Raw genomic sequence first — 16,887 nt, 5'->3', positions numbered from 1 at the left:
TGCTATGGATTTTAAAGATAAAGTAGCTATTGTAACCGGCGCCGGCCAGGGCATCGGTTTCGAGATATGCAGGTTGCTGGCTGCTCGTGGCGCAACGGTGTTATTAAATGATGTTGATACCAAATTAGCCGAAAAAGCTGTTGCGCAAATCAATACTCAGACAGGAGGGAATTGCACTCATTTTGCCGGTGATGCCAGTGATTTAGCATTTATTAATAAAATGGTTGATAACGCTGTTAAACTGTACGGCCATTTGGACATAGTAATTGCCAATGCGGGGATCACTTTGTTTGGCGATTTCGGCACTTATACACCCGAGGCATTTTATAAAGTAATGCAAGTTAACCTGGGCGGTTCATTTTTCCTGGCACAGGCGGCATCCAATAAAATGAAGCTGCAAAGCGGCGGCGGGGCTATATTGTTTACTTCATCGGTGGTGGGCCACCAGGCGCTTAAAAGCCTTGCTGCTTATGCCATGACTAAGGCTGCTTTGGAAATGCTCGCAAAAAACCTTGTAATTGAACTTTCTCAATATAAAATAAATGTAAACACCGTTGCCCCCGGCGCTACGCTAACCGAACGTACCACGGAGGAAGCCGACTACGAGCGTGTATGGACAGATATAACACCTATGGGTCGCCCGGCTTCGGTAACTGATATTGCGGAAACTGCTTTGTTTTTAGTATCCGACAAGGCAAAACACATTACAGGGCAAAGTTTAATTGTTGACGGAGGTTGGACAGCTGTAAGCATATTGCCGACCGGCATTAAATAAAAAAGGAAAAATGGTAGAAGTTGCCGTTAATTACAATTGCTTTTTAGGCGAGGGACCTGTTTGGGACGCCAGGACAAATACATTGTTTTGGGTAGATATTTTAGCAGGTGATATACATGAATTTAACCCGGAAACAAATTCGCACAAAACCATAAAGACCCATCAAATGGTGGGCGCAGTCGCGCTTTGCGCCGATGGCAATTTATTGGCCGCGCTAAAAACCGGGCTGGCAAAAATTGACAGGCACACCCACGAAATAACCACGTTTGTGCACCCGGAACCACATTTACCCGGCAACCGATTTAACGACGGCAAATGCGACCCGTCCGGAAGGTTTTGGATCGGCACCATGGCTATCAACGAAACGCCGAATGCCGGTAGCCTTTATATGCTGGACAGCAATAATCAAATCAGCAAAAAAATTGAAGGTACAACTATCTCGAACGGTATGGCCTGGAGCGCTGATAGCAAGACTTTTTATTATATCGACACGCCTACCCGGGCAATTGTAGCTTACGACTTCGACAATAATGATGGCAGCATATCGAATAAAAGAACAGCATTTAAAATAGACGAGACCGGTGGTTACCCCGATGGTATGACGATAGATGCTGAGGGTATGCTTTGGGTTGCTCATTGGGGCGGCTGGCAGGTAAGCCGCTGGAATCCAATAACAGGCGAGAAGCTATTTACGCTGCAAATGCCAGTTGCCAATGTTTCATCGTGCACATTTGGCGGTGTGGACTTACAGGATTTGTATATCACCACCGCGAGAAAAGACATTTCGCCCGGCGAGCTTGAAAAACAGCCTTTAGCCGGATGCCTCTTTGTTTGGAAGAATACTGGTTACAAAGGACGACCTGCTGTAGAATTTCGAGGATAAAAATCAGGCGGTCAGCCTGCTGCGTTTAAGCAATGCTAATAATCCCAGAACAGGCCCGATAGCTAGCAGCATATAGATATAGCCGGCGTTTTCGGCATTTCGCAACGCGTTAATCAATTGTATGCTGATGATGGTTATGGAAAAGCCAATACAGTTAACGATTGTGAGCGATGTCCCTTTTGATGCCGGTTGTGCGTTTTGCGCTACTAATGTCGAAAACAACGGCGAATCGGCAATTACCGCCATCCCCCATATAAACATAAAAGCGATAAACGCGGTGGTTGAGCCATTAAATAGGAACAGTGGGGATATGAAACAGCAAATACATGATAACGACAACGCTATTATTGCCGTTTTCTTTACCCCTAAACGCTGTGATATAAACCCGCCAAAAACACAGGATAATGAGCCCGAAGCAATTATCAAAAAGGACAGCAGTGGAGTATTAAAACCGGCCTCGGGATAATGGCTTTTATATGCCGTTAGAATTACCGGCACAAACATCCAAAAGGCATATAGTTCCCACATGTGGCCAAAATACCCGAACGCAGCCGCGCGAAATTTGGCATCGCGAAAACTGTTTAAAAAACCGCCGAAGCTGAGTTTTTGCCCTGCTTTGCGGTAAGGGCCATCGGGCACCAGGATAAGCATGGCCAGGCCACCCAATGCAGACAGGGCCGATGTTGCAAATACAACGTCTTTCCATGGCAAACCTGCCATTACACTCTTTAAAAAATGAGGGAAGGCGGTACCGAGCACCAAAGCGCCCACCAAAAATCCCAACGATTTGCCCAGGCCTTGTTCGTAATGATCGGCTGCTATTTTCATCCCGACGGGATAAATACCTGCCAGGAAAAATCCTGTTAAAAAACGGAAGGATATCAGCGCCCCAACGGTTAAGCCGCTGAAACTAATGGCGAGGTTGATTAACGCCGCAACAATTGCACACGTGAAGAAAACCCGTGAAGGTGAAAACCGGTCAGCAATACTTAATATCGCAAAAACCAATGTCCCCGCAATAAACCCTGATTGCACCGCGCTTGTTAAGTAGGCCAGGTAAGATGGCTGCAGGCGTAATTGTTTGGCCATATCAGCCATCACCGCATTACCCGCGAACCAAAGCGAAGTACAAAAAAATTGAGACAGTACAATTACAGGTAAAATTCTCTTCATGTAGTAATAGCGGTTTACGGCTGTAAAGCTAATGGAAGAGATGCTTATTGAAAAAATATTTTGGAGAGAGTTATTTTCGGGGTTGGAATTTTTTTTGTTTATAACTACCGATAACAATTCGCCGGCGTAACGGTTAATAAAATACAACACACGCCATGGAAAAGTTCGAGATCTCTGTAACCAGCAACAATCAAAACTATCATTTAGAGGTGCGCGACTACATGCATCATAAAGATGATGAATGCAAGTTTGAAGTATTTAACAATGGCCAGTTCGTCGGTAGTTTTGAACCGGACGGGCACCGGGGCCTGCATATTTGCAAAAACACCGGAATTTTAGACGAAGAGGTTTTACATCGAGTTGCCGAGCAATTAGAATCATACAATCTTTTGTAAACTTTAGGGGGGCAATAACCCGAACGCTAAAACAACAATCAGCAAAATCTTTTAGCACATCGTTTTTTTTATAGGAGTTCATTTATTTCAAAGCCGCTCCTGTTCTTCTTTAGTCTTGTTTATATCACAGGAAGGGTTTTTAGTATTCGAGCCAAATGAACGTTAACTTATAAGCGTTCCATTTTCTCACATGGAACACCCGGAACGCTACGAAACACGCTCATTATCAATACATTTTATTTAGTTTAAATATCTGATAATCAGAATTTATTATTAATCCTCATTTCGCATTTACATTAACTATACCCGGATGGTAATCTTTTTGACGTAAAGCACCCAGATGGGAATAAATATGATAAGGACCATTAAAAAAGCGCCGGCAAGGGAGGCATTTACAGGGGACAAAAGCGGCACAAACAAATGGTTGTACATGTAAGACCAAAGACTCGTTTTTTTTCCGTCAGAGGTAACCTTTATGCCCGTCAATATGGCCGGGATAAAGTCGGCCAGCAAATAGGCAGTTATAGCGTTTCGCCCAAAAGCCAGGAACGGCGGGGTTAGCCTGCGGTAATTTTTTACGTCGATCAGCCAATAACACAATGCAAGTATCACTACAGCAATTCCACCGGCATACAGCACAAACGAGCTTGTCCACAACGCTTTATTGATAGGAAAAAACTCGTTCCATATTAAGCCGGCTACAATAAGCACTGCCCCGGCGCCGGCCATTTGCAATAGCTGCCTGCCCGTTTTTGTTTTATCTTTTTTAAGCCAGGTGCCGGTTAACAAACCCATTAAACAAGTGCCAATAGCTGGGATAGTACCCAGCAGGCCTTCAGGATCCCACGTTTTTGAATCGACCCAAAGATGGTTAGGTGTAAAAACCAACCTGTCGAGCCAGGCGCCAAGGTTGGTGGTTGGTTCCAAATTGGCGGGGCCAAAGCCCGGTACCGGCACTAAGGTCATTAATAAATAATAGCCGACCAGGCAAACGGCAGCAACCCATACCTGCGTGCGCACATTGGTTTTAATATAGAGGAAAGCCGTTATTCCAAACACAACAGCTATACGCGGTAACACCCCCGGTATACGCAAATGGGTAAAATCAAAATTACTGATGAGCCGTAATGTATAACTAAGAGCCAGAATTGTCAGTGTACGGCGCAGAATGGAAAGCAGCAGCTTGTGGTGGGTTGCCGGGTCGGCTTTTTTTGCTTGCATGGCATAGACGATCGATACCCCAACAATGAATAAAAACGACGGAAACACCAGGTCGGTAGGTGTGCAGCCATTCCATTTTGAGTGTTCAAGCGGCGGATAAATATGCGCCCAGTCGCCGGGATCGTTTACTAAAATCATAGCGGCAACCGTAAAACCACGGAAAAAATCGAGTGAAAGTAACCGTGTTTTTATTGCGTTATCCCCTATTGCTGCCTTCATATTATTGTTTAGTTGATTCTTTTATAAACTAAAGATATATAATTTGACCAGATGTCATTTAAAATAAATCTCCCTTAAACGTTTTTACCGGGTTGCCACGCTGTAATGAATTATGCTGCATCCACTTGTTCTGCTGTTGTTCAACTAGTTGCCCGGTTTGCCAGGCCATTACTTTTGCTTCGAGGCGGCTGAGGCAAAGTTTTTTATTTTCAAGCTGCGAGCGGCTGTCCATAGCAAATACCTGTATGCCCGAGGGGATATGTACGCCCCGTACAGCCGTTTCAACCTTGTTTACATTTTGGCCGCCGGGACCGGATGCACGGCAGGTTTCGAGCTTTACATCTTTAATATCCCAGGCGGGCAGCTCCTTAATGTCGAAACATTCGACGCCGATAAACCAGTTTTTACGCTTATGATTTTTGCGGAAGGGGCTTTGGCCTATCCATTGTATAGAGCCTTTCCATTCGGTTATAAAAGTATCGAAGTCGTCTCCTTCAATTAATATGGTTGACGATAGCAGCGTGTTTTCTTCGCTCGCTTTTATGGTTTCCAGAACTTCGGCGGTAATGCTTTGTTGTTTGGCTTGCTTCAATATAATTTGTTGCACAAGGGCAGCAACCCGGCAGCATTCTGCCGGGCCTTTGCCTGATGTAATTTGTAGTATTACTTTTTTCATTGTTTTAATCTTTATTCATCCTCGCAATGCGGGGGGTAAACTTGCCTTGAATATCCACCAGTTCTTTTTGCGCCTGCATTACTGTTTCAATGTCCTTATAAGCCAGCGGATTTTCCTCCACGCTGCCGCCAATAAGTTCCACATCAGCATTTGCCAGCATTTTCTTCATGGCTGACACGGTCATACCATCCTTTGCCTTTTGCCGGCTCATCGCCCGACCGGCGCCGTGGGAGGCGGAGAAAAGTGCATTATCCGCTCCCCTACCCTTTACCACATAAGCCGGCGTTGTAATACTTCCCGGGATTATGCCCAGCTCGCCCGCATGCGCCGGTGTAGCGCCTTTGCGGTGTACAATAACTTCCCTGCCATCTGCCAGCGTATCCTTCCAGGCAAAGTTGTGATGATTTTCTATCACCATAACAGGCTTTATGCCTACAGCTTTTAACAGGTTGGCATGTATGCGCTCGTGGCAGGCCTTGGCGTAATCGCCGGCTAAGGTCATTGTTAGCCAGTATTCCTGCCCTGCTTCGCTATTCAAATCGAGCCAGGCCAATTGCTGGGCATGACGGGGCAGCTTGCAGGTATTCATGGCAACCTGCGTATAATATTTGGCAATGGCTGCGCCCAAACCCCGGCTTCCGGAGTGAGATAGCAATGCCGCATATTTTTTGCCCGGCAAACCAAGCGAGTTGTTTTCGGCCAGCTCAATCTCGCCAAACTCCACAAAATGGTTGCCACTGCCAGAGGTACCCAGCTGCCTTACCGCCTTGCCCCGAAGCTGCTTCAGGAATGGAATTTGCCCGAACACGGGGCTGTCCAAAATCTCGTGCTCCTGCCTTGTATCAAGCCCGCCCTCCATACCGAAATGGGTATGGTTTTTTAAAGCTTGCCTTAGCTGGTAATCGTAGCGTTTAATAAATGCATCGGTCTCATCGATAATCGTTAGTGCCATGCGGCAGCCAATGTCCATACCAACGGCATAGGGAATTACCACATTATCAGTAGCCAGCACCCCGCCAATAGGCAAACCGAACCCCATGTGCGCGTCCGGCATTAAAGCACCCTGAACGCTAACCGGTAGTAGCATGGCCAAATCCATCTGCTTTTTAGCAACAGTTTCAATGTCCTTGCCGCCATAAATTTTGTAAGGCGTGGGCTGCGTTCTTAAATCAAACGTTTTAAACGCCGGCGCATCCGTTTTACCAATTACTTTGGCCGCTATTTTGCCTGTTACCTCATCATCAAGGTATAGTTGGGGGTTGTTTTTAATCTCTGTAAAAACATCTATAATTTGGCTATTGGTATGGTGTTTAAAATGTTTCGAGGCTATGCCAAGCGCCAGGCTTATCAGCTGGTTATTGGCAAAGCCTATTTTTGTTAAATCTTTTGTTTTTAAATTGCCCATGTGGGTTATGTATTCCAGGTCCGCACAAACGCGTTGTAGAGTGTACAGATAAGTTTATAAATTTTATTGATTTTGATTCATCCCCGGGTTAGGGATATACCCTTTGCAGAAGAACGGTAGCCTAACGGATTTATGGCAGCACAAAAAACTTAATGACTACAAAAATGTAAGCAGTTATTCGTCTTCAAAAAAATTGAAAATTAGCATTTTGCCTGCCTGTTAGGCAATGAGCGAAAGGGGCGATATGTGGATTTGCTCTGTCATGATTCCTCTGTATTAAATGGTTAACAAATAAGGAATTGCGGCAAAGATAGAAAAATATTGCAATGACAAACAATTTTTAATTTCCGGATAGTTCCGCTTACATTAGCAGCATGCAGCAGAACCTACAGCAGCTTTACGGTAATATCGACATTTACTTATTCGACCAATTATTAAAAGGCCGGTTTGATAATTGCCATAAGGTACTTGATGCCGGCTGCGGTGGTGGGCGCAACCTTGTTTATTTTCTCCGCAATGGTTTTGACGTTTATGGCATCGACCCAAATCCAAACGCAGTAGAGGCAGTTACAAGATTGGCCTACGGGCTGGGGTCCAATTTACCCTTATCAAATTTCATTGTTGCTGCAGCCGAGGACTTACCGTTTGATGATGGTAGCTTTGATTTGGTAATCAGCAGTGCGGTATTGCATTTTGCTGCGGACGAAAAACATTTCGATGCCATGCTCCAATCTATGTGGCGCGTGCTAAAACCCGGCGGTTATTTATTTGCCCGCCTGGCATCGGATATTGGGATTGAAACCCTGGTGCAAAGCCGCGGCAACGGCCGTTACTTGCTGCCCGATGGCTCCGAACGTTTTTTGGTGAACCAGCAAATGCTGCTTGATTACACCGAAAAATTAAACGGTCAGCTTTTTGAGCCTATAAAAACGACGAACGTGCAAAACTTGCGCTGCATGACAACCTGGTGCCTGCAAAAGATGTGAGTATGTTTATAAGTTGTACTAAGCGCGCTTAAGCTGCGTTTTTATATTTACATCATCACATTTATTACTTATGAAAATTATAAAATCACATTTTTTGCTGATAGCTATTTTGTTTACCATAGCCGCTTTGCCCGCCTGCAAAGCCAAAAAGCCGGTTGTTACTAAGCCAGCGGTAAGTTACCCACCCGACCCTCAGCCTGAAAAGAAAGAGACGCCACAGGTACAACAGCCTGCACCACAACAGGAAACGCCACCACCGCCAGCCCCGGTTACAAAACCTGACTATAATTTTAAAAATATACAATTTGAATTTAACTCGGGCATATTAAAAACCGACTCCTATCCTTTTTTGGATAAAGCTGCGGCCGAAATGAAAAAAGACTTATCGGTAAAGTTTGTTTTGAACGGTAACTCATCAGCCGAGGGAACGGATGCGCATAATATGGCGTTGTCGGTTGAACGGGCCAACTCGGTAAAATTATACCTGGTAAATACCGGCATCCCCGGCAGTAACCTGGATGTTAAAGGTTATGGCGAAAGCAAGCCGATTGCTGACAACAGTACCGAAGACGGGAGGAAGCTGAACAGAAGGGTAGAGATTAAGAAGCAATAAGCAAAATCCTCCGATTGTCATTGCGAGGAACGAAGCAACCGCAAACTTTGCAAATTCGACCGGTGATGTTCGCGATTGCCGCGCTCGTTCCTCGCTCGCAATGACAAAATTTTTATATCTTCTCTGTCAAATGCTTCCAATATCTTTTGGGAATATGCCTTACATGGAGTTTCGTGTTTTTACGGGAAGCGATGTTTACGCTTTTAAAATAGTTTTTCCATAAATGCTGGTACACTTCCTCGTCTTCAGTGTAGGATGCCTCTACATCTGTTGCCGATTTGGCCTCTGAAAATTCCATCGATATAAATTCGGTATCGTGCAAATCATAGTAGAGGCCATAATTTCGTTTGATATCGTAAATCATCCATTTTTGGTCGGCATAGCGGCTTCTAAAATGCCGGATTAATAACGGCAGCACATTAAAATCAGGCTCAATTACAGCATAATAAGTTTCATCCTTTAATTTCTGGAAACGAATAAAAGCTTCCATCCTGTGTTTTTCGCGGCGCATCATCACCATAATTTCTGATATACGGAGAACAAACCTGTTACCGTAATCTTCTTCGATATTTCGGTCGGCATCAAACGCGTGCCGGATAAACCCAACGATGTTGTTTTCCTCGTTTTCAATTTCACTCATATGGGCGATGTAAACCCGTTGAACGCCGTTTGCCGACAATTTTTTTTTCAATCCGTTTAATACGCGGCTGGCACGGCTGTTATCAGTAATAACATTAATCACGTCCTCAAACATGGCTGTGCTTGCCACCCCTATTTTTTGCAGATTAATATAATTAAGTTTCCGTTCATAAATTTCGAATACAGCTGTAAGCAGCCCTTCAAACGTTCCGTCGTAAATCAGCCTTGTCATACTAAAAAATACTCAACTGGGTTTGTTGATTTTTCAAATACTTACTCTGCGACTCAGCCAGAATAAACTGTTTGATTTTGGTGCCGGTGAGGTCGCGTTTTTCAAAACTGTTGCTTTTGCAGGTAATAAAATATTTAGCGCGGTTTAGCGCAACGCCGATTGCTTTAAGTTGCTCCCAATTCAACCTGCCAAATTTGCGGGCGCTTATAATCTTTTTTGCCGACAATAAGCCAATACCTGGCACGCGTAGTATCATTTGTATATCAGCTATATTAATATCAATAGGAAAAGCATGCATATTGCGGATTGCCCAACCAAGTTTAGGGTCGATGTCCAAATCCAGCAATGGTTGTTGAGTATTTACAATTTCGCTTACCTTAAAACCATAAAACCGCATCAGCCAATCAGCCTGGTAAAGCCTGTTTTCGCGTACCATGGGTACTGCCGTATTGAGGCCTGGCAAGCGCTTGTCTGCCAGTACTGGCACGTAGCCGGAATAGTAAACCCGTTTTAAATTGAAGTTTTTATAAAAGTGATTGGCCGTTTGTAAAATCTCGCTGTCATTCTCGGGCGTGGCACCTATTATTACCTGGGTGCTTTGCCCTGCAGGCGCAAACATCGGCGCCTTTTTAAATAGTTTCTTCTCTTCTGTGCGTTGGATGATCTCTTTTTTCAGGAAGGCCATGGGGTCGATCATATCCTGTCGATTTTTATCCGGTGCCAGTAACTTCAACCCCGCTTCGGTAGGCATTTCCAGGTTAACACTTAGCCTGTCGGCGTACAAACCGGCTTCCCGCATCAACTCGTCGCTTGCCCCGGGAATTGTTTTTAAATGAATATAGCCGTTGAAATTATTTTCTGTGCGGAGTTTTTTTGCCACCTGCACCAGCCGTTCCATGGTGTAGTCGGCATCTTTAAAAATACCCGAACTTAAAAACAGGCCCTCGATATAATTACGGCGATAGAAGTTAATGGTTAAATCAACCACTTCCTGCACGGTAAAGGCAGCGCGTTTAATGTCGTTACTTTTGCGGGAGACGCAATAGGCACAATCAAAAATACAATGATTGGTGAGCAGGATTTTTAGCAGCGACACGCAGCGACCATCCTCGGTATAACTATGACAAATACCATTGCTGGCGTTACCAAGACCTTTATTTTCGTTCTTACGCTTGCTTCCACTCGATGCACATGATACATCGTATTTGGCAGCATCTGCCAAAATATTCAATTTCTCTGTTATCCTGTCCACATTCATATCAATCAAAATTACTAATATTTTTAGTATTTGAATTTATATAAACAGAACTTTGGGGAATAAACTGCTAATTATCCGGCCAGATTAATAAAAACGCATTTAATGTCTAAATTTCCATCGACCTTAAAATATCGAATTTTTGAGGTCAATGTTTCAACCAGCCAGCCGGCACTTCTTTCGGTTCCGAACCATTTACACTGTATCGTAATTTTAGTGTAAATCCGCCCCCACCCTCAATAAAATCAAGCATAAAAGGATGAGCACCCATTTTTAAAGCTATCTGTCCGCTGCGTTCCTGTGCCGAATGGTTGCCATCGTTGTTTACGGTAACGTCATTCCCTATGCTCAATACCCCGCCGTCATCACAATTTAAATAAAAACTGTAAATGCCGTCGGCCGGCACATCGATGTACCCTTTATAGCTTATGCCAAATGACGGCACTTTTACCGAGGCCGGTACGGCAATTTTATCGCTGATAAATGTGCTGTCGATTTTGGCATTGCGCATTAAGGCTGTTTCTTTAAAATAGGCTTTATAATAACTGCACATTAGTCCTGGTTGGGGCGGTGCAATTTTTATCGGGCCAAGCATTTGCTGCTGCTTGTAATTAAGCGTATAAATATCGCCGCGCGTGCCTGCCGCTGTAAAAGGGGCGACCTTAATTTGCTGAGATGTTTTTATTGTCAACGGCGATGGGAGTTCAGACGATTGTACATCGGGCACCGAGCCATCTGTTGTATAACGAATGTTTAGGCTTGGCAGCGGTTTGTCGATGCTTAGCTTTCCCTCGTCAGTAAATACATAGTTATTAAGTAACCCCGGCAAATCAGGCAGGCGATAGTTTATCTTCATCGCGTCCATCCTGGCGAATTGTGTTACCAAACGTTTTGTGTACGATTCGTATCTATCCGGCTTGTTCGTCCACAGATTTTCGGCGAGGGCGGTCATCCGGGGCATGTACATGTAGTCGGCACGCTTTTCGGATGGTATCATTTCTGTCCATATTTCCGCCTGTGCCCCTATAATTGCTTTTGCTTCCTGGTTATTTAAAGCTTTGGGGACAGGGTTAAAATGGTACACTTTATAAATTGTGTACTGGTCGGGCTGGTTGTCAAAATACAATGGTTCACCGGGTGCCATAATTACGGTATTACCGTTTTTCACAGCCTTTACCGGGGCATCTGGCACCCAGGTGCGCCAGTACATCACAATGGCCGACTTAGTTACGCCGCCTTCAATAACCTCGTCCCAGCCAATCATTTTCCTGCCTTTTGAATTGAAGAACTTTTCCATCCGATTGATGAAATAGCTTTGCAGCGCGGGCAAATCTTTGATTCCTTCCCGTTGCATCAAAGCCTTACAAGCGTCTGATTTACCCCAGTCCGAACGATCCACTTCATCTCCACCTATATGAATGTATTTTGAGGGGAAAATATCCATTATCTCGGTAAACACATTTTCGGCAAACTCAAATGTGGTTTCGTTGCAGGGGCAAATCGGTTTTGAAAACAGCTCGCCAAATTTATTTTCTCCATTACAGGTTAAAAACGGGCACGAATTAATTGCCGCCATCATGTGGCCCGGCATATCGATTTCGGGGATGATGTCGATGTGCCTTGCAGCGGCATAGGCAACTACACCCTTCATTTCTTCCTGCGTGTAAAAGCCGCCATATAAGGTTTTTCCATCACGCTGGATGATATGCTCCTTATCAATAGTAAAATCAGGATTATCGGCTGCACGTTTCATACACGCCGAATCCTGGTTATTGAAAGTACGCCATGCTCCCTGTTCGGTAAGCAGCGGATATTTTTTTATTTCTATACGCCAGCCCTGGTCGTCGGTTAGGTGCAGGTGCAGTTTGTTCATTTTATAGAGGGCCAACCTATCGATAAACTTTTTAAGATAGCTAACTGAAAAGAAGTGACGGGATACATCGAGGTGCATACCGCGCCAGTCGTATGCAGGCTCATCAGCAATAGTTACTGCCGGTAAGGATAATTGTTTATGGGCGATACCTTCCTCAATGGATACCGGCAAAAGCTGCCTAATGGTTTCAACAGCATGAAACATGCCTGCCGGGTATTTGGCACTAATGGTTACCTGTTGCGGGGTTACAGATAGTTTGTAGCCTTCGGCCGCGGTAATGCTTGCATCGTACACCAGTTTTATACGGCTGTTTTTTTCGCTTTTGTTGATGCTTAGCTTTTTGCCAAGCCCGTTGCCAAGTAATTCACTTAATTGTTCGGCTTCGCTTTCAAACCGGCTGTCAGTTTTGATATTAGTTTTTGTACTGATGATAAAAGAGCCCGTTCCGGTAATTAATTTGGATGGATAAGGAATTAAGGGATACCTGCTGGTTTCCTGTGCGGCTGCTTTAATAGCACCGACCAATATTAATAAGACTATGAGCTTAAAGGATAAGTGCTTTGACGTAAAAAGTTCCATTGAAAGAAGCGTGTTATTTAAATTTGAAAGGTAATGATTTCAGTTTAATATTATGCTGTAGCTTGTATTTCTGCCACCGCCTTCATTTTGTGCAAGTACACCCTTACTCATCAAATCCCGGATATCTCTTAAGGCAGTATCGGTTGATGATTTAGTTATTTTAGCCCATTTTGAGACATTCAAACTCCCAAAAAAATCATCCAGCAACATATCTGTAACCTTCTTTTGCCTGGTATTCAATGCCTTATCCTGGTGTTTATCCCAAAACCGGGTCCTTATGGATATCTTTTCCAATACATCAACTGTATTATCCATTGACCGGTCAAGGCAGTCAAAAAACCACGCTAGCCAGCCCGTTATATCCAGATTGCCTTTCTGCGTGTCTTCTAGTATATCATAATAGGCATTTCTTTCCTTTTCTATTTGAGCAGACATACTATAAAACCGTTGAGTTGATTTATCGGCTTTTGCCAATTGTAGATCTGTTATAGCCCTGGTTATACGCCCATTCCCATCATCAAAAGGATGTATAGTTACAAACCAAAGATGCGCTATTCCGGCTTTTATAACCGGATCAAGGTGTTGCTCATCATTAAACCAATTAAGAAATAGATCCATTTCAGCCGGAACCTGTTTGGCGTCAGGCGCCTGGTAATGCACTAGCTCCTTACCCAGCGGCCCTGAAACAACCTGCATAGGTCCGGTTTCATCATTTCGCCAGTTACCAACTATTATTTTATTCAGACTGCTTTTGCCAGACGGGAAAAGAGATGAATGCCAGCCATAAAGCCTGTCGGCAGTTAATAGTAAATTAAACTTTTGCGTTGCATCAAGCATCATTTCTACAACGCCATCTACACGACGGTCTGATATGATCATCCCAGCTACCTCTATTCCGAGACGCCTGGCTATAGATGACCTCACTTGTTCTGTATTTAGTATTTCCCCTTCTATAGCGCTTGATTTAGTAACATCCAATGTGAGCGTTTTCAAGAGTGTTTCTTCTCTCTGTTTAAAGCCTGCAGCATTCATCTGCCCCAATATTAATCCCATATTATGCCTTACTCTACCGAGTTTTTCGGAGAGCGTTTTGTCATCCCATGTGAAATTTGGCCACGCCTCTAACTCATGTATATACATATTCACCGTAAATATGCGGTGAATATAGAAACTATTTGCCGCATGTACAAATTATTCGCAGCAAAAATGCGGCAAATAAGACCCTTATTCGCCGCATCAAATTTATTTAGCAAGTTTTAAGAGATAACATTTAAAGAATTTGCCTACAGCAAATAGGCAGTCCTTAGTTATTTGAAAGCTGCCCGCTCCTTATGCCCCGGATGCTTTTTTTGCTTCTTTATGTGCTTCAACAATATCTTTAAGGATCTTGTTCTCATCAATAGCTTTTAACCCTTCTTCGTACCCTATCTTATAAATTTCGTCAGCAGCATCGGTATCAAATATACCGTAGCCGCCCAAACCATGCGGCTCAATAACTATATCGCATAAAATTTTATGCATGTTAAGGCTTGAGTTGATAGCAATCATAGCAGCCCTATCAACCAGGCTCCCAAATGATTTGATCTCGGTAACTACCGGTAAATGGTTACATGAGGAACCAATAATAAGGTCGCAATTGCCTACCAATGGTTCAACCGGGAAATTATTGAGGATCCCGCCATCGATATACATATGTTCATTAATAATAATGGGCTTAAAAATACCAGGTAAACAGCATGAGGCTAAAATTGCCAGGTCCAGTTCCCCGTCTGTAAAATAAACCAGTTTTCCTTCGCCCAGATCAACAGACGAAATGGTAACATGTATTTTAAGTTTTTGAAAGGAATTATGAGGAATATACCGCGCAAATAAAAACCGGGCCCTTAGTATAGAAATTAAGCCCGCACTGCCAATTGACGGGCGAAGCAGTTTAAGCAGTTTGGTTTCTTTAATAATCTGCAGGATCTCTTTTGGTGCATACCCGGCGGCAAAAAAGGATGCGGCAATTGCTCCTGCACTTGTGCCTGAAATATGCGAAAATTCAATGCCGTGGTCTGTTAGCGCTTGCATCACACCTAAATGAGAGACACCTCTTATACCACCGCCTGACAGGGCTAATCCTATTTTTTTTGTTTTCTTGAGATCTGTTGCCGGATTCATTTATTATTTATGTGTATGTGTTAGTTATTCGCCATTAACCGTGCCAAGTCAACCCAGCTACGCCTGCTGACATACTTGTTACTAATTTGCTAAGCTACTTTTTTATCTCTCGATAGAAAGTTAAATGAAATAAAAACGGGACAACAGGCCGGTTTATGGTGTTGTCCCGAGGGGATTATTTATGACCCGGTAATCAGATCAAAATCTATAAAGATCTTACTTTAACACATTCATCGCCACCTCAATCACCAGCACAGCTGCCCAAAACACAAGGGTGACGTTCCATTCTTTTATCGAACAAAAAAGTAGCTTGCTTCTTGATACTACAAATTCTTTCATGGGTACTAATTTTTAGTTTTTCCAACCACCGCCCAGCGACCTGTATAATTCAGACACTGCGCTTAATTCGTCTCTTTTTATTGATGCCAGCTCCAGCTCGCTTTGCAGTACGTTGCCCTGCGCTGTTATTACTTCCAGGTAGTTTGCAAGGCCATTTTTAAACAGCAGATTGGCATTTTTTGTTGCTTGTTGTAAGGTATTCACCCTGTTAGCGGCTATTACCTGCTGCGATTTCAGCTTATCAATTTTCACCAACGCATCAGATACTTCGCCAACTGCATTTAAAACCGACTGACGGAACTGCAACACTGTTTTTTCACGGTTAACCTGCGCAACTTCATAATCGGTTTTTAAGCGTTTGTGATCGAACAATGGCTGCACTACGCTTCCGGCAACCACACCAAATAATGATGCGGGGATATTAAACCAATTACTGGCCTTGAACGAGTTTACACCGCCTTCGGCAGTTATGCGCAATGCAGGATACATTTCGGCTTTGGTAATGCCTACTTTGCTGTTGGCTATCATTAATTCAAGCTCGGCGCTCCTTACATCGGGCCTGCGGCTTACCATGGCCGATGGCACGCCGGTAGCCACATTTGCAGGGATCACCATTGCATCCAGGTTCGAATTCCTTGCAATTTTATCAGGCAATTCGCCGGTTAAAATACGCAGGGCATTTTCCTGTATGGTTAGGTTTTGTTCAAACTGTGGCACTAATTGTTCGGCTGCCTGCTTTTGGGCTTCGGCCTGTTGAACGGCTAACGAGGTTACCTGGCCTGCATCATATTGCAGCTTGATTATACGCAAAGTGCTGTCATTCAGCTTCACATTTTTTTGTGCAATGTCAAGCTGGGCGTCAAGCATCAACAGGTTGTAATAACCTTGCGATACACTTGCAACCAGGCTGGTCTGGATAGCTTTTTTAGCTTCCTGTGTTTGCAGGTAAGCAGCCAAAGCAGTCCGTTGCTGGTTATGGATTTTGCCCCATATATCAGCTTCCCATGATACGGCTAAGTTTGCTGAATAATCTTCAACATGCTTTGAGCCGATATTATTCTGGCTCAGGCTTAAACCGTTAATACTGTTATCCGACGGGCGGCTTGAACTGGCGGTAACGTTTAAATCAACCTGCGGAACATTGTTCCATTTTACCTGCTTAAACAGCAATTGCGATGCTTCGATATTTTTAACAGCAATCTGCATATCGTAGTTTTTTACGATGGCGCTATCAATCAGCTTTTGTAGAGTAGCTTCGGTAAAAAACTGTTTCCATTGTATATCAGCAATGCTGCTGGTATCGCCGGTTGTAGCTGCATTCCTGAAGGTTTCAGGTAATGCCGGCTTGGGTGTTTCTACATCCTTTGACACCTTACAGGCGCTCAGCACCGATAATGTTAGTATCAAAATGGATACGCTTATATAATTTTTCATTTTGCTTTCTATTTATTGTTGAGATTATTT

16 protein-coding genes are annotated in these 16,887 nt (G+C 43.8%); 5 read left to right on the top strand and 11 right to left on the bottom strand.

The window, feature by feature from the left end; genetic code table 11:
* The first annotated feature begins 4 nt into the window (after positions 1–4).
* Positions 5–775: an SDR family oxidoreductase gene (locus tag Q0R52_RS18090; RefSeq protein WP_295796747.1), complete on the top strand. Its 771-nt coding sequence runs from the start codon at positions 5–7 to the stop codon at positions 773–775.
* Between the two features lie 10 nt (positions 776–785).
* Positions 786–1,658, top strand: a complete 873-nt coding sequence (locus Q0R52_RS18085) for an SMP-30/gluconolactonase/LRE family protein (protein ID WP_295796744.1) — start codon at positions 786–788, stop codon at positions 1,656–1,658.
* A 3-nt stretch (positions 1,659–1,661) separates the two neighbouring features.
* Here Q0R52_RS18085 and Q0R52_RS18080 read toward each other — a convergent pair whose 3' ends face one another.
* The gene (locus Q0R52_RS18080; RefSeq protein ID WP_295796742.1) at positions 1,662–2,831 is read right to left on the bottom strand and encodes an MFS transporter; all 1,170 of its coding nucleotides are present in this window, start codon (positions 2,829–2,831) and stop codon (positions 1,662–1,664) included.
* 155 nt (positions 2,832–2,986) lie between these two features.
* Between Q0R52_RS18080 and Q0R52_RS18075 the strand changes: the two genes are divergently transcribed.
* Positions 2,987–3,226, top strand: a complete 240-nt coding sequence (locus Q0R52_RS18075; protein WP_252788198.1) for a hypothetical protein — start codon at positions 2,987–2,989, stop codon at positions 3,224–3,226.
* 300 nt (positions 3,227–3,526) lie between these two features.
* On the opposite strand, the gene Q0R52_RS18070 is transcribed toward Q0R52_RS18075, so the two are convergent.
* Genes Q0R52_RS18070 through Q0R52_RS18060 form a run of 3 tightly spaced genes read right to left on the bottom strand, consistent with a single transcriptional unit; the run spans position 3,527 to position 6,747 of the window.
* Positions 3,527–4,666, bottom strand: a complete 1,140-nt coding sequence (locus tag Q0R52_RS18070) for a heparan-alpha-glucosaminide N-acetyltransferase domain-containing protein (protein WP_295796740.1) — start codon at positions 4,664–4,666, stop codon at positions 3,527–3,529.
* Positions 4,667–4,724: 58 nt separating this feature from the next.
* A complete protein-coding gene (gene prfH, locus Q0R52_RS18065) occupies positions 4,725–5,342 on the bottom strand; it encodes a peptide chain release factor H (protein ID WP_295796738.1) in 618 nt (205 codons plus the stop codon).
* Between the two features lie 4 nt (positions 5,343–5,346).
* A complete protein-coding gene (locus Q0R52_RS18060) occupies positions 5,347–6,747 on the bottom strand; it encodes an RtcB family protein (protein ID WP_295796736.1) in 1,401 nt (466 codons plus the stop codon).
* Between the two features lie 374 nt (positions 6,748–7,121).
* On the opposite strand from Q0R52_RS18060, the gene Q0R52_RS18055 reads away from it, so the two are divergent.
* A complete protein-coding gene (locus Q0R52_RS18055; protein WP_295796734.1) occupies positions 7,122–7,733 on the top strand; it encodes a class I SAM-dependent methyltransferase in 612 nt (203 codons plus the stop codon).
* 70 nt (positions 7,734–7,803) lie between these two features.
* The gene (locus Q0R52_RS18050; protein WP_295796732.1) at positions 7,804–8,346 is read left to right on the top strand and encodes an OmpA family protein; all 543 of its coding nucleotides are present in this window, start codon (positions 7,804–7,806) and stop codon (positions 8,344–8,346) included.
* Positions 8,347–8,458: 112 nt separating this feature from the next.
* On the opposite strand, the gene Q0R52_RS18045 is transcribed toward Q0R52_RS18050, so the two are convergent.
* The 7 genes from Q0R52_RS18045 to Q0R52_RS18015 all read right to left on the bottom strand — a co-directional run bounded on the left by Q0R52_RS18045 (position 8,459) and on the right by Q0R52_RS18015 (position 16,857).
* The gene (locus tag Q0R52_RS18045; RefSeq protein ID WP_295796731.1) at positions 8,459–9,217 is read right to left on the bottom strand and encodes a TIGR03915 family putative DNA repair protein; all 759 of its coding nucleotides are present in this window, start codon (positions 9,215–9,217) and stop codon (positions 8,459–8,461) included.
* A gap of 1 nt (position 9,218) precedes the next feature.
* Entirely contained in the window at positions 9,219–10,475 is a 1,257-nt protein-coding gene (locus tag Q0R52_RS18040) for a putative DNA modification/repair radical SAM protein (RefSeq protein WP_295796729.1), read from the bottom strand.
* 145 nt (positions 10,476–10,620) lie between these two features.
* Positions 10,621–12,924, bottom strand: coding sequence for a family 20 glycosylhydrolase (locus Q0R52_RS18035; protein WP_295796727.1), 2,304 nt, complete (start codon positions 12,922–12,924; stop codon positions 10,621–10,623).
* 39 nt (positions 12,925–12,963) lie between these two features.
* Entirely contained in the window at positions 12,964–14,064 is a 1,101-nt protein-coding gene (locus tag Q0R52_RS18030; RefSeq protein WP_295796725.1) for a Fic family protein, read from the bottom strand.
* 189 nt (positions 14,065–14,253) lie between these two features.
* A complete protein-coding gene (locus Q0R52_RS18025; protein WP_295796724.1) occupies positions 14,254–15,084 on the bottom strand; it encodes a patatin-like phospholipase family protein in 831 nt (276 codons plus the stop codon).
* 216 nt (positions 15,085–15,300) lie between these two features.
* A complete protein-coding gene (locus Q0R52_RS18020) occupies positions 15,301–15,423 on the bottom strand; it encodes a hypothetical protein (RefSeq protein ID WP_295796723.1) in 123 nt (40 codons plus the stop codon).
* Between the two features lie 12 nt (positions 15,424–15,435).
* Positions 15,436–16,857 carry a TolC family protein gene (locus Q0R52_RS18015; RefSeq protein ID WP_295796722.1) on the bottom strand — a complete coding sequence of 474 codons (1,422 nt, stop codon included), beginning with the start codon at positions 16,855–16,857 and terminating at the stop codon, positions 15,436–15,438.
* Positions 16,858–16,887 lie beyond the last annotated feature (30 nt).

The organism is Mucilaginibacter sp. (genome assembly GCF_025359345.1).
In the GTDB taxonomy this organism is placed as follows: domain Bacteria; phylum Bacteroidota; class Bacteroidia; order Sphingobacteriales; family Sphingobacteriaceae; genus Mucilaginibacter.
The sequence above is the reverse complement of the archived record's forward strand: the minus strand, read 5'-3'. Positions and strand labels throughout refer to the sequence as shown.